At 51.5% G+C, this 12,913-nt stretch carries 10 protein-coding genes; 7 read left to right on the plus strand and 3 right to left on the minus strand.

Annotated features, from left to right (window positions below; genetic code table 11):
- Positions 1 to 4 precede the first annotated feature (4 nt).
- The 4 genes from B152_RS0114075 to B152_RS0114090 are packed head-to-tail and all read left to right on the plus strand — an operon-like array spanning position 5 to position 4,177.
- Positions 5 to 1,006, plus strand: a complete 1,002-nt coding sequence (locus B152_RS0114075; RefSeq protein ID WP_020593073.1) for an ABC transporter ATP-binding protein — start codon at positions 5 to 7, stop codon at positions 1,004 to 1,006.
- Positions 1,003 to 1,776 carry an L-iditol 2-dehydrogenase gene (locus B152_RS0114080; RefSeq protein WP_020593074.1) on the plus strand — a complete coding sequence of 258 codons (774 nt, stop codon included), beginning with the start codon at positions 1,003 to 1,005 and terminating at the stop codon, positions 1,774 to 1,776. The genes B152_RS0114075 and B152_RS0114080 overlap by 4 nt, the downstream gene beginning before the upstream one ends.
- 2 nt (positions 1,777 to 1,778) lie before the next feature.
- Positions 1,779 to 3,254 (plus strand): mannitol dehydrogenase family protein, encoded by a 1,476-nt coding sequence (locus B152_RS0114085; RefSeq protein ID WP_020593075.1) that lies wholly within the window; start codon positions 1,779 to 1,781, stop codon positions 3,252 to 3,254.
- On the plus strand, positions 3,254 to 4,177 hold the full coding sequence (locus tag B152_RS0114090) for a carbohydrate kinase family protein (RefSeq protein ID WP_020593076.1): 924 nt from the start codon (positions 3,254 to 3,256) through the stop codon (positions 4,175 to 4,177). Before B152_RS0114085 ends, B152_RS0114090 begins: the two co-directional genes overlap by 1 nt.
- Before the next feature lie 11 nt (positions 4,178 to 4,188).
- Here the strand turns inward: B152_RS0114090 and B152_RS0114095 are convergent, their stop codons facing one another.
- The 3 genes from B152_RS0114095 to B152_RS0114105 all read right to left on the minus strand — a co-directional run bounded on the left by B152_RS0114095 (position 4,189) and on the right by B152_RS0114105 (position 7,453).
- Positions 4,189 to 5,142: a DMT family transporter gene (locus B152_RS0114095; RefSeq protein WP_020593077.1), complete on the minus strand. Its 954-nt coding sequence runs from the start codon at positions 5,140 to 5,142 to the stop codon at positions 4,189 to 4,191.
- Between the two features lie 129 nt (positions 5,143 to 5,271).
- Positions 5,272 to 6,105, minus strand: coding sequence for a beta-keto acid cleavage family enzyme (locus B152_RS0114100; protein ID WP_020593078.1), 834 nt, complete (start codon positions 6,103 to 6,105; stop codon positions 5,272 to 5,274).
- 16 nt (positions 6,106 to 6,121) lie between these two features.
- On the minus strand, positions 6,122 to 7,453 hold the full coding sequence (locus B152_RS0114105; protein WP_020593079.1) for an aspartate aminotransferase family protein: 1,332 nt from the start codon (positions 7,451 to 7,453) through the stop codon (positions 6,122 to 6,124).
- Between the two features lie 187 nt (positions 7,454 to 7,640).
- Here B152_RS0114105 and B152_RS0114110 point away from each other — a divergent pair, with 187 nt between their 5' ends.
- The 3 genes from B152_RS0114110 to B152_RS0114120 all read left to right on the plus strand — a co-directional run bounded on the left by B152_RS0114110 (position 7,641) and on the right by B152_RS0114120 (position 12,901).
- Complete coding sequence (locus tag B152_RS0114110; protein WP_020593080.1) at positions 7,641 to 8,534, plus strand: MurR/RpiR family transcriptional regulator; 894 nt, start codon at positions 7,641 to 7,643, stop codon at positions 8,532 to 8,534.
- A 443-nt stretch (positions 8,535 to 8,977) separates the two neighbouring features.
- Positions 8,978 to 9,946: a TAXI family TRAP transporter solute-binding subunit gene (locus B152_RS0114115; protein ID WP_020593081.1), complete on the plus strand. Its 969-nt coding sequence runs from the start codon at positions 8,978 to 8,980 to the stop codon at positions 9,944 to 9,946.
- A gap of 132 nt (positions 9,947 to 10,078) precedes the next feature.
- On the plus strand, positions 10,079 to 12,901 hold the full coding sequence (locus tag B152_RS0114120; protein WP_020593082.1) for a TRAP transporter permease: 2,823 nt from the start codon (positions 10,079 to 10,081) through the stop codon (positions 12,899 to 12,901).
- Positions 12,902 to 12,913: the final 12 nt, after the last annotated feature.

The raw sequence follows: 12,913 nt of genomic DNA on the forward strand, positions 1-12,913 counted from the left end.
GATTATGGGAAGCATTAAACTTGAAAACGTGACCAAAAGCTTTGGTGACGTGGCCGTTATTCCGCCCTTGAACCTCGAAATTAACGAGGGCGAATTTGTCGTCTTTGTCGGGCCTTCAGGCTGTGGAAAATCGACCTTGCTCCGCCTTATTGCCGGGCTGGAGGATGTATCGTCGGGTAACATTTATATTGATGGCGCGGATGCGACTGGTATTCGCCCCGCCCGGCGGGGTTTGGCAATGGTTTTCCAGTCCTATGCGCTCTATCCGCATATGTCGGTACGCAATAATATTGCTTTTCCCCTGAAAATGGCAGGAATGGCTGCTGCAGAAATTGACCGTAAAGTCATGGGGGCGGCCGAGGTCCTGAACCTTACCGATTATCTCAAACGTCGCCCGGGGCAACTTTCCGGGGGGCAGAGACAGCGTGTTGCGATTGGTCGGGCGATCGTCCGGGAGCCAAAGGCATTTCTGTTTGATGAACCGCTATCCAATCTCGATGCTGCTTTGCGGGTCAACATGCGGCTGGAAATTTCGGAACTTCACCAAAAGCTGAAAACAACCATGGTCTATGTGACGCATGACCAGATCGAAGCCATGACCATGGCCGACAAGATTGTTGTTTTGCGCAAAGGTGTTATCGAACAGGTCGGCACACCGCTTGAACTTTATCGCAACCCGGCGAACTTGTTTGTTGCCAGTTTTATTGGCTCCCCCAAAATGAACTTCCTGAAGGGAAAGGAAGCGGCCAGGCATGATGCGCACACCATCGGTATCCGCCCCGAGCATCTGTCGATATCGCGACAGGAGGGCTTGTGGAAAGGTACAGTGGGCGTTGCCGAGCATCTGGGGTCAGACACTTTCCTCTATGTCACTTTGGCAGATGGAAGCCAGGTGACCGTCCGAGCGGCAGGGGAAGTCGAGCTTTCTCATGGTGACAGTGTTTATATTTCAGCTGAGACGGACAGGATTTACCGTTTTGGCCCTGATGGGCTCGCCCTTAAATGAAGCGCCTGGATGGTAAGTCTGCCCTGATTACAGGGGCAGCGCGGGGGATTGGCAAGGCTTTTGCCAAAGCCTATCTGCGCGAGGGCGCCAGTGTCGGGATTGCGGATATTGACTTTCCCAAAGCACAGGCAACGGCAAAGGAGCTGGGAGAAGGCGCTTTTGCCCTCGCGCTTGATGTGACGGATCAGGTCTCGATTCAGACAGCTGTCGATGAAATGGTTCATCAATGTGGAGGCATTGATATCCTGATCAATAACGCCGCCGTATTCGATCTGGCTCCTTTCACCGAGATTTCCTTGTCTAGTTACGAGCGCCTGTTCTCGATCAATGTCCAGGGCACGCTTTTTACCATGCAGGCTGTTGCAAAGGTCATGATTGAGCAGGGACGTGGAGGAAAGATCATTAATATGGCCAGTCAGGCCGGCCGCAGAGGTGAGGCACTGGTTGCCGTTTATTGTGCCAGCAAAGCCGCCGTTATCAGTCTGACGCAATCAGCGGGTCTAAATCTGATCCGGCATGGCATTCATGTGAATGCGATTTCTCCGGGAGTTGTCGATGGAGAGCACTGGGATCAGGTTGATGCTTTATTTGCGAAATATGAAGAGCGGTTACCCGGGGAAAAGAAACAGCTTGCCGGGGCCGGGGTCCCGTATGGCCGCATGGGGACCGCCGAGGATTTGACAGGGATGGCGGTTTTCCTTGCCAGTACTGAAAGTGATTATGTCGTGGCTCAGACTTATAACGTCGATGGCGGGAACTGGATGAGTTGATTATGTCCATCAAACTGAATTTGAATAATCTTATGGATTTGTCTCGCAATATTTCTGTCCCGCAATATAACCAGGGTGCGATCAGCCCGGGCATTGTGCATATCGGTGTGGGAAACTTTCATCGTGCCCATCAGGCCGTATATTTAAACCGCCTTTTTAACCGGGGCCTGGATCATGACTGGGGCATCGTTGGTGCCGGGGTCATGCCAAGCGATGGACTGATGCGTGAGCGCCTTGAAAAGCAGGATTGGTTGAGCACCATTGTCGAGCTGGACCCGGATGGTTATACGGCGAGTGTCTGCGGTTCGATGATCGGTTTTGCCGAGGTTTCTGCTGAGGGTATCATCGGCTGGTTGACGAAACCCGAAATTCGCATTGTTTCCCTGACCGTGACGGAGGGAGGATATTTCCTTGATCCCAAAACCGGAGGCTTTGATGCAGGACATCCGCTGATCCAGGAGGATATTGCGATGCCCGATAGTCCAAAGACGGTTTTCGGGAGTATTGTCGTTGCGCTGAAAAGGCGTAAAGCATTGGGGTATGAACCTTTCACTGTAATGTCGTGTGACAACGTGCCGGAAAATGGCACTGTTGCCAAACGAGCCGTGTTGGGGGTTGCAACGTTAATGGCGCCAGAGCTCGTTGACTGGATTACCACTTCCGTGGCTTTCCCCAATTCCATGGTGGACTGTATTACTCCCGCGACAGGGGAGCGTGAGCGGAATATCGCAATGGAACATTTTGGTGTCGAGGATGCCTCTGTTGTTGTCTGCGAACCCTTTCGACAATGGGTTCTTGAAGACAACTTCCCGCAAGGTCGCCCCCGACTTGAGGATGTCGGGGTTGAATTTGTTCAGGATGTGACACCGTTTGAACTGATGAAATTGCGTATTCTGAACGGGGGGCATGCCGCTATTGCCTATGCTTCTGCCTTGCTGGGGTATGAATATGCTCACGAGGCGATGCGGGTGCCGTTGATTCAGGCTTTTCTCAATAAACTTGAACAGGATGAAATCATTCCGACTGTCCCGCCGGTACCAGGCGTGGATTTCCATTCCTATCTGAAGCAAACCATGATGCGGTTTTCCAATGCACAGATCGGCGACAGGATTTCCCGCCTTTGTCTTGACGGGTCCAACCGTCAACCCAAGTTTATTTTTCCAACAATAATAGACAGATTGACACAGGGGCTCTCAATTAAGGGGTTGGCATTGGAAGTTGCCTTGTGGTGTCGTTATTGTACCGGGATTGACGAAGCGGGGCGGCCACTTGTTGTTGAGGACGAAAATGCGGAACGTCTTCGGGAAAAAGCATGCCTGGCTCAATCTGATCCCACGGCCTTTATTGGTATGGCAGATATTTTTGGCGCCCTTTCAACCGATCCGGTCTTTGCCAGGGAGTTTTCGGAGGTGCTGGGTTCTCTTTGGAAAAATGGTACGGCCTTTACCTTGACGCGCTATGTAAACGGGAGCACGTGATGATTGTTTGTTGCGGCGAAGCTTTGATCGATATGCTGCCTCGCAAAATTGAAGATGATCGTGATGCTTTTATCCCCGTTCCCGGCGGTGCGATTTACAATACCGCGGTTGCATTGGGGCGTTTAGGCGAGAAGGCTGGTTTTTTTTCAGGGATATCTACCGACGCATTGGGGCAACAGCTTGTTGCCCATCTCGAGGCGAGCGGGGTTCATACTGCTTATTGTGTGCGCAGTCCCAAAGCGACCACACTTGCTGTTGTGACGCTTGCTGACGGCCATGCGCAGTACAGTTTCTATGATGAGAACACGGCGGGCCGAATGCTGGATGTAGATGCGTTGCCGAATTTGTCCGAAGCGGTTCAGGCTCTGCATTTTGGCGGCATCAGTTTAATTCCCGAACCCTGCGGATCAAGCTATGAAGAGCTTATGCGGCGGGCATATGAAGCTGTGGTCATATCCTTTGATCCCAATATTCGCCCCGGGTTTGTTGTGGATGAAGCAGCTTACCGGGCACGTTTGTGCCGTATGCTGGCGATGAGCGACATCATCAAGGTTTCAGAGGAAGATCTCGCCTGGATGGAACCGGGAAGCCATTTTGAGCAAAGCGCCCGAAATTGGATCGAAGGAGGAGCGGCCATTGTAACCCTGACCAGGGGTGGGGGAGGGGCGCGTTCTATTACCAAAACCACTGATGTGGAGATTGCTGCCAAGCCGGTTACCGTTATTGATACTGTCGGGGCTGGTGATACTTTCAATGCAGGCTTTCTGGCAAGTCTTCGGGGGCGTGATCTTTTAACAAAAGAGAAAATCCGGACTATCAGCAGTGCTGATTTGAAGGCTGCCCTGGAGTACGGCGCAGGGGTAGCGGCCTACACCGTTGGTCAGGTTGGTGCCAACCCACCATGGAAACACCAAATAATCTGACTTTTGGACGATTATGAACGGTTTCTCTTTTGATCCCAAGAAGGCTGCCTGAGCCGCCGCCATAGCCGCCCGTCAATGGCGGCAAGACCTGCACCGATGAAAGTCATACCGATCAGGTGTTTGGCGAGAATGGCTTCGCCCAGAAACAGAACACCAAGCAGGATGGCACTGACGGGGATAAGGAATGTTACCAGAACAAGGTTGGTGGCCCCGGCGCGGGCAAGGAGCTGAAAATAAAGGATGTAGGCCAGAGCCGTCGAGAGCAGGGCGATGCCAACAAGGGACGCCAGAGCTTCTGTGCTTGGCTGTGGCAAGGTCCAGGGCTGGTCGATATAGAGCATCATCGGCAATAACAGAATGCTCGAAGCCGTGACCTGGCCTGTGGCCGTTGCGATGGGGGAGACTTTGAGCTTTTTGAATCGTCGGCCATAAATCCCGGCAAAGCCGTAGGAAATGGCAGCGGCGAGGATGGCGAGCTGGGCCAGAAGATTGAGGCCAAGATCCTGAAAAATGTCTGTACCAATCAACACAGATACCCCGGCGAAGCCGAGCAGAACCCCAATTGCTCGTGAGGGGGTGAGCTTTTCATCGCTGGTGCAAAGATGCGCAATCAGCGCCGTGAAAAGAGGGGTAGTGGCGTTGAGGATAGAGGCAACACCGGAAGCAACATGGATCTGTCCCCAGACGATCAGGGTAAAGGGCAGAACATTGTTCAGCAGACCCATGACAAAAAATGCCCGCCAGACGCTTAAGTCGCGGGGCATTTTCTGCCCAATAATCCGAAGTGCGATAAACAGGGCGATGGCTGCAAGAGCGACACGGCAGACAACAACGGTCAGGGGCGGAAGTTCCTGAACTGCGACACCATTGAAAAAGAATGAACCGCCCCAGAGCAGAGAGAGCGCGATCAGCATAATCCATTCAACAGTCGTCATTGTATGGATGGTTTGGGGTGTCGGTGCCATGAAATTCCTTTGGTCGGATGCAATCAGGTGAGTGTGCCTGATTTTTCAGCAGTTGCACCCTGTTTCTTGCTTTTCTACTTAAGGGTGCGTCACTTGATATGGCTCCGGGAGGTCAAGTTTGGACGAGAGCTAGGGAGACAAGATGCCAAGCAGGCTTCGGGCTATGGTGGCAGAGGCCACGGCTTTTCCGTTGTCGAGGAGTTCTTGTCGGGCCTGGGCAATAAGCTCTGACGTTGTTGAAGCCTGTTTTCCGTTGCGGAGCTGGCTGTTGTTTTCAAAGCCAATTCGGGCATGCCCATTGCTCATGAAAGCCCTGCTCATGCACTCGGCCTCGAGATGACCAAAGGCACAGACAAACCAGGGGCCTGGTTCGAAGAATTTTTGCTCCTGCTGTATTTCAAGGAAGGGATCTATCTCATCAGGTTGTCCGAGATTGTCGCTGGCATAACGACCAAGGACAAAGAGCAGGGAAGGGCGGTGGGCTGGAATCAAACCGAGCCGGACGAGTTCTATAAAGCGCTTGAAATCGGTCTGGTCATAGAGAATGTGTTGCAGATGTATCCCCGCTTCTCTGGCCCAGTGGTAAAAGGCTGACCCGCTTTTTTCTCCCTCGGGAGGCATCATTTCGCGCAGGGCCACACTGACGGCTTCGGGCTCCGTGGCTTTCACACAGTTGATCTGGGCTTGTTGGCTGTAGCGACCGACGGCTTCAGTGGTGATCTGCACCAGCAGGTCTGATCCGGAATCCTGATTTATGCCCTTGATAACTTCCCGATAGAGCCCCGCGTCAAGGACATGTTCCTGCTTGCTATTTCTAACATGGAGATGTGCCATGGCGGCGCCGGCCTTCTGACAGGCGAGAGCCTCGGCGATGATTTGCTCGACAGTCACGGGCAGGGAGGGGTGATCAGCTCTGGTTTTTCGCGCGCCGTTAGGCGCTGCCATGAGAATGGTCGGGGACATGATCTATTCTTTCGCTCTACTGCTCAAGTTCGGGGATCATGGCAAAGGTCCTGGCCAGCTTGTCAACAATTTCGGTTATGTGGGTTTCCTCGATAATAAAAGGCGGCGCAAGAAGGATATGATCGCCGCTTTGCCCATCAATTGTTCCTGACATGGGATAGCAGATCAGGCCGTTGGCAAAGGCGATTTTTTTAATTTTTGTATGTAGCGCCAGATCCGGGGGGAAAGGTGTTTTTGTTTCACGATCTCTGACCATTTCAAGACCGATGAACAGGCCGCGCCCCCGGATATCACCAACAAAGGGGTGCTGGCCAAAGGCACGGGTCAATGCCGCCATCAACTGGAGCGATTGTTTTTGTACCTTGTCCAGCAGGTTGCGTTCCAACAGGGCTGTTATTACAGCAAGACCTGCTGCACAGGCTACGGGATGCCCCATATAGGTATGGCCGTGCTGGAAGAAGCCAGTACCGTCTTTGATTGCCTGATATATTTTATCTCTACAGAGCATGGCTCCTATCGGTTGATACCCTGCACCTAATCCCTTCGCAATGCAGAGGATATCCGGAGAAACACCATCCTGATCACAGGCAAAGAGAGAACCGGTGCGTCCCATGCCACACATGACCTCGTCAAGGATGAGCAGTACGCCATATTGATCACAGATCTGACGGATGCGTTTCAGGTATCCCGGCTCGGCTGCAACCGCGCCCATGGTGGCTCCGACAACCGGCTCGCAGATAAAGGCGGCAACCTTTTCCGGGCCAACACGCAGAATTTCTGCCTCGAGAAGATCAGCAGCCCTGATCGCATATTGCTCTAGAGTTTCCCCGGGCAACTGGTGGCGATACGCATAGCAGGGATCAATATGGGTCATGGGGACGAGTAACGGCTCGAAGGGTTTGCGCCGCCATCTGTTCCCGCCAGCCGAAAGAGCACCGAGGGTGTTGCCGTGATAACTCTGCCAGCGGGCGATGACATGGCTGCGTTTGTCATCGCCGCGCTCCAGATGATATTGTCGGGCCAGTTTCAGAGCGGCTTCAACCGCTTCTGATCCACCAGAGACAAAATAAACCCTGTCTATCCCTTCCGGCGCATGGGCGATCAATAGATCAGCAAGTTTTTCGGCAGGATCTGAGGTGAAAAATCCGGAGTGGGCAAAAGCGAGCTCATCGACCTGATCTTTAATTGCCTGCCGTACGGTCTGGTCAGAATGCCCCAGACAGGAAACTGCTGCACCGCCAGAACCATCGAGATAACGTTTGCCGTTGCTGTCGATGATGTAACAACCCTCGCCGGACACAGCAGTGGGTAAGCTGACTTTGGTATGTCTGGGGAAGACGTGCGTCATCAATTTCTCCTGAGCGGGATAAGGGTAATTAAACTCGGCCCGGTGGTTCTGTTGGTCGCCTCCTCTGGGGTGAGGGACTCTGGAATACCAGTGAACAAGAATTTAAAATATCATTTGTGTGATTATTGGCAATATAATAACATTTGTTATATTCTTTGGATTTTTATTCGCCAAGTAAGGAGTTCGCATGGGATTGATTGCCAAGTCACTTGTTGTTGAGCAGTTGACCCGCGAATTGCCGTCCTATCCCAAGAGTCTGCATCAAGCAGCAGTTTTTATTATTGATAATCCTGCTGAATTTGGCATGAAGTCGATCCGTGATACGGCAGAAGCTACCGGGGTCAGTACCAATACGCTTGTTCGTCTGGCCCAGAAACTGGGGTTTGAAAGTTATCAGGAACTGCGTGAACCTTTTCGAACAGCTCTGACATTAAACGCGGCAACGACAAATACCAGCCAGTGGATCGGCGAACTTTATGAACGCGGCGGTATAGAGCGGACCAGAGCCGATACCGTCACCAGTGTTCTGGGGAATGTGACCGAAGCTTTACGCCAGAATGATGCTGGAGCGATTGATCAGGCTGTTGATCTGATCCTCGGTGCCGGGAAGGTGTATCTGATGGGAACGCGGGCGTCCTATACTCTGGTGCACTATCTTTATTATGTTGGCCGGATGGCCCTGCCCAACCTGGTTGTTGCTCCCCGTCATGCAAATTCGCCTGTTGATGAAATCCTCAACATTTCCGCCGAAGATGTGGCTATTGCCATGTCCATTACACCTTTTGCCAAGGAAACGATCGAAGCTTGTGAATATGCCAAATCGCAAGGCGCAAAACTTATCCTGATGTCGGACAGCACGGCAAATTCCCTGCCGCTGAAACCTGATATCACCCTGATTTCCCCTGTACGGACACCCCGCTATTTCGAAAATTATTCCGGCTTTGACAGTTTTGTCGGCTTTTTTGCCCTGGCAGAATGGTTGATCACAGCATTGGTCGAGAAAGGAGGCGCGGAAACGATGCATCGTATTCAGTCGCTAGACCAGAAGCGAAAAGACGCCAAGGTTTATTGGAGTTCTTAGGTTCTGACCGATCAGAAATTGCGAGACAGTTGAGCGATGATCTGGATCTGAGTGCTGTCAAATAAAAAATAACAAATGTTATCTGTTGACCTTAAATAAAACATCCGCGACCATATGGAGCTGGAGTAGGCCTTGCCGTTTCAAACTTATTCAGGGGGAAACAAGTGCCGAAGACGAGTCGGAACTCTTCATGGTTCCTGGAGCTGTCCCCTCAATTAATGCGTAGGAAACGGTATAAATACACTGGATAAGTGTGTTACCCTTTTTCAGAAGATAAAGATTTTTTCCAGTAATTGTGATGTGTTCTTGACACAAAACGAACAAGTATTTGAAAAGACCCTGTCCTTAGATCCCGTATCCCGGGTTGCAAGAAACAGCTTGTGATTCAGTGGCAAACGGAACGAAGGGATACATGAGATAATATATTCAACAAGGAGTTAGGCATGTTTGTACGGAAACTGGCACTCACTGCAGCAGCGGGAGCGGCCTTGCTGGCGTCTTCTGCTTTTGCGGCAGATACCAAACACGTTGTCATCGGGACAGGTGGACAAACTGGTGTCTATTATCAGGTGGGCGGTGCAATCTGTCGTCTGGTCAACAAGGGCAGCAGTGAGCACGGTATTAACTGTACGCACAAGACGGGTGGTTCCGTTGCTAACATCAATGGCATGCGGTCCGGTGATCTGGACATGGGCGTGGCCCAGTCAGATTGGCAGTATCATGGGTATAATGGAACTGCCCCTGATACCTTCCCGGAAGGTGCTTATAAAGAACTCCGGGCTGTTTTCTCGGTTCATCCAGAACCTTTTACCGTTGTTGCCAGATCTGATTCTGGCATCAAGACCTTCGAAGATCTGAAGGGCAAAAAGGTAAACGTTGGTGATCCTGGTTCTGGTGCCCGTGCGACCATGGAAGTTGTAATGGAGAAAATGGGCTGGGCAATGGATGATTTCTCCTTTGCTGGTGAATTGAAATCTTCCGAGCAGGCTGCTGCACTTTGTGATGGCAAGGTAGATGCGATTGTTTTCACAGTTGGTCACCCAAGTGGAACCATCAAGGAAGCGACGACTTCTTGCGAATCAAAATTGATCAATGTTGATAACGATGTGATCCAGAAACTTGCTGCTGATAATGCCTATTATGACATGACATCCATCAAGGGCGGAACCTATACAGGTACTGATGAAGACATCACGACCTTTGGTGTTGGCGCAACTTTCATCAGCTCAACCGCTGTTGATGAAGAAGTCGTCTATCAGATGGTGAAAGCAGTTTTTGATGACTTCAAGCGTTTCAAGAAAATGCACCCTGCGTTTGAGCATCTTGAAGAAAAAGACATGATTGTGAAAAATCTGTCTGCTCCTTTGCATGAAGGTGCAATCCGTTATTACAAAGAACGCGGCTGGATGTAATCCGGTCCAGTGATGCGGGCGAGAGGACTTTGAGTCTTCCGCCCGTATTTGCATTGATCTCAATCTGCACAAAATCCTGATCATGAAAGCTCGTAGAAGCCGACGCTCAGGTGAGAAAACAGGGAATTGGGGATGGCTAGAGATAATTCTGACAATGCGACGCTGAGCGAAGAAGAGCTCCAGGACCTCGTCGCATCGACCGATACGGGAGGGCGTATCCCGACCAACCGGAAAATTGTGTTGCTTATGGCCGCGACGGCGCTGATCTGGTCAATCTTTCAGATCTGGATCTCATCTCCTGTCCCGTCGGCTATTTCCTGGGGATCGTTCTCAGCCAAAGAGGCTCGTCCCATTCACCTGGCGTTTGCCATCTTTCTGGCTTTTCTGGCTTATCCCGCATTCAAAAATTCCCCCCGTCGCAGCATTCCGATGTTTGACTGGGCTTTGGCGTTATTAAGTGCGTTTTGTGCTTTTTACATTTTTATTGCTGATACCGCCCTGGTCAATACATTGACAGGGTCAAGACTGTCCAGTCGCCCGGCAAGTCCAAACCAGATTGACATTGTTGTCTCCATTATCGGAATGGTACTTTTGTTGGAGGCAACCCGTCGGGCACTTGGCCCTCCGCTGATGGTGGTGGCTATGGTTTTTCTCGGCTACACCTTTTTTGGGCCCTATGCCCCTGATCTGATCGCCTGGAAAGGCTCGTCGTTTGGCGGGGTCGTTGATCAACAGTGGCTGTCTTCCAATGGCGTCTTCGGTATTGCTTTGGGGGTCTCGACAGATCTGGTTTTCCTGTTTGTCCTCTTTGGCGCACTGCTTGATCGGGCTGGTGCCGGGAACTACTTCATTAAAGTTGCCTTCTCCCTGATGGGGCATTTCAGTGGCGGTCCGGCGAAAGCTGCGGTTGTTGCCTCGGGTATGACCGGTCTGATCTCCGGGTCATCCATCGCTAACGTTGTGACGACGGGGACCTTTACAATCCCGATGATGAAGCGTGTCGGCTTCAGCGCTGAAAAAGCAGGAGCCGTCGAGGTTGCCTCTTCTGTGAACGGCCAGATTATGCCCCCGGTGATGGGGGCGGCGGCTTTTCTGATGGTGGAGTATGTAAATATTCCTTATTTCGAGGTGGTCAAACACGCCTTTTTGCCCGCAATTATTTCCTATATTGCACTGGTGTACATTGTTCATCTTGAAGCCAAGAAGCTTGGTATGCAGGGTTTGCAAAAACCAGGTGTATCGAAATCCGGCAAGGATATTTGTCTGTCCTGGGCGATCACGATGTCCGTCATTCTGACTTTGATGGGGGGGCTGTATTATCTTTCCGAGGTCTATGCGGTGCTCGAAACTACAGCAATGCGGCTGGGGGCGGTGCTGTTTATCCTGGTGGTTCAATTTTTCCTGATCAAGTTAACAAAACGCTTGGCCAGCGATGAAACCTTTGCCCGGATGATTTCTACCGGAGCGATTGTTCTAGGCAATCTGGTGATCGGCTCCTTTGGTCTGTTTTTCCTGACGGCACTGATTCAAAATTATGCCGGGGCTGTTTGGACGCCTTGGGTCATGGGCGGCCTGGTGCTGTTTGTCTATCTGCTTCTGGTCCGTTTCAGCTCATCCTATCCTGACCTTGTTTTGGATGATCCAAACGAACCTGTGATGACCTTGCCTGAGATCGGTGCGACACTTAAATCGGGACTGCATTTTCTGCTTCCCGTCGTGGTGCTGATCTGGTTGCTGATGGTCGAGCGCAAGTCGCCAAGCCTTTCAGCCTTCTGGGCAACTTCCTTGATGCTGTTTATCCTGCTGACACAGCGTTATGTTTTCGCTTTCTTCCGTCACGAAGACAAAACCGGGACTCTCGCCCGCGGTTTTACCGAGCTGATCGAAGGTATGATCGGTGGTGCCCGGAACATGATTGGCATCGGGATTGCAACGGCTGCAGCCGGGATTATTGTTGGTGCGGTTGATCAGACGGGTGTCGGCGGCAAACTGGCGGCATTGGTTGAGTTGCTTTCCATGGGGCAGATCATGTTGATCCTGATCTGGACGGCAATATTAAGTCTGATTCTTGGAATGGGTTTGCCGACGACCGCCAATTATATTGTGGTTTCTGCCTTGCTGGCCCCGGTGATTGTTGCTCTTGGGCAGCAGAACGGATTGATTGTTCCCTTGATCGCTGTGCATCTATTTGTGTTTTATTTCGGGATCATGGCGGATGTAACGCCTCCGGTCGGGCTGGCTTCCTTCGCCGCTGCAGCGGTCTCTGGGGGTGATCCTATCCGGACAGGCTTTGTTGCGTTCTTCTATTCCATGCGTACCGCGCTTCTGCCGTTCCTCTTTATCTTCAACACAGATCTTCTCTTGATCGACGTTACGATTATGGAAGGCATTTTTGTCTTTATTGTCGCGACGGCCGCGATGTTGATTTTTACTGCGGGGATGCAGGGGTATTTCCTGACCAAGTCAAAAATATGGGAATCTATTGCTTTGGTGTTGATTGCCTTCACCCTTTTCCGTCCGGGGTTTTGGCTGGATTACGTTATTCCTCCTTATGAGGAACGTGGGGGGGACCAGTTGGTGCAATCCCTGATGGATGCTTCTCCGAAAGATGAGCTACGGCTGCGGGTGGATGGTTTTGATGAAGTGGGGCAACCGATCAGTCTGACCATGCTTTTGGTTGTCGGAGATGAGCCGACAGGCGAGGAGCGTTTGGAGGCCTACGGACTGGAAGTGATCGAACAGGATGGCAAACATATCATTGATGCGGTCACTTTCGATTCCCCAGCGGAAAAAGCCGGGTTTGATTTTGATCAGACAATTCTATCCATCGGGATGCCGGTGGAACGCCCCGCAAAGGAGCTTTTTTATATTCCTGCCCTGTTGTTTTTGGGGCTGGTTGTGATGTTACAGCGTCGGCGTGAGCGGACAGCTGATGGAAAACTGGTCTCGGCCTGAAGGAGAGAAACA

Origin of the sequence: Kiloniella laminariae DSM 19542 (assembly GCF_000374005.1) — a bacterium.
Lineage (GTDB): Bacteria > Pseudomonadota > Alphaproteobacteria > Kiloniellales > Kiloniellaceae > Kiloniella > Kiloniella laminariae.

Bases quoted from the DNA above. Each gene is read 5' to 3' on its own strand.
- B152_RS0114075 (WP_020593073.1), top strand. From the start codon at position 5: ATGGGAAGCATTAAACTTGAAAACGTGACCAAAAGCTTTGGTGACGTG.
- B152_RS0114080 (WP_020593074.1), top strand. From the start codon at position 1,003: ATGAAGCGCCTGGATGGTAAGTCTGCCCTGATTACAGGGGCAGCGCGG.
- B152_RS0114085 (WP_020593075.1), top strand. From the start codon at position 1,779: ATGTCCATCAAACTGAATTTGAATAATCTTATGGATTTGTCTCGCAAT.
- B152_RS0114090 (WP_020593076.1), top strand. From the start codon at position 3,254: ATGATTGTTTGTTGCGGCGAAGCTTTGATCGATATGCTGCCTCGCAAA.
- B152_RS0114095 (WP_020593077.1), bottom strand. From the start codon at position 5,142: ATGGCACCGACACCCCAAACCATCCATACAATGACGACTGTTGAATGG.
- B152_RS0114100 (WP_020593078.1), bottom strand. From the start codon at position 6,105: ATGTCCCCGACCATTCTCATGGCAGCGCCTAACGGCGCGCGAAAAACC.
- B152_RS0114105 (WP_020593079.1), bottom strand. From the start codon at position 7,453: ATGACGCACGTCTTCCCCAGACATACCAAAGTCAGCTTACCCACTGCT.
- B152_RS0114110 (WP_020593080.1), top strand. From the start codon at position 7,641: ATGGGATTGATTGCCAAGTCACTTGTTGTTGAGCAGTTGACCCGCGAA.
- B152_RS0114115 (WP_020593081.1), top strand. From the start codon at position 8,978: ATGTTTGTACGGAAACTGGCACTCACTGCAGCAGCGGGAGCGGCCTTG.
- B152_RS0114120 (WP_020593082.1), top strand. From the start codon at position 10,079: ATGGCTAGAGATAATTCTGACAATGCGACGCTGAGCGAAGAAGAGCTC.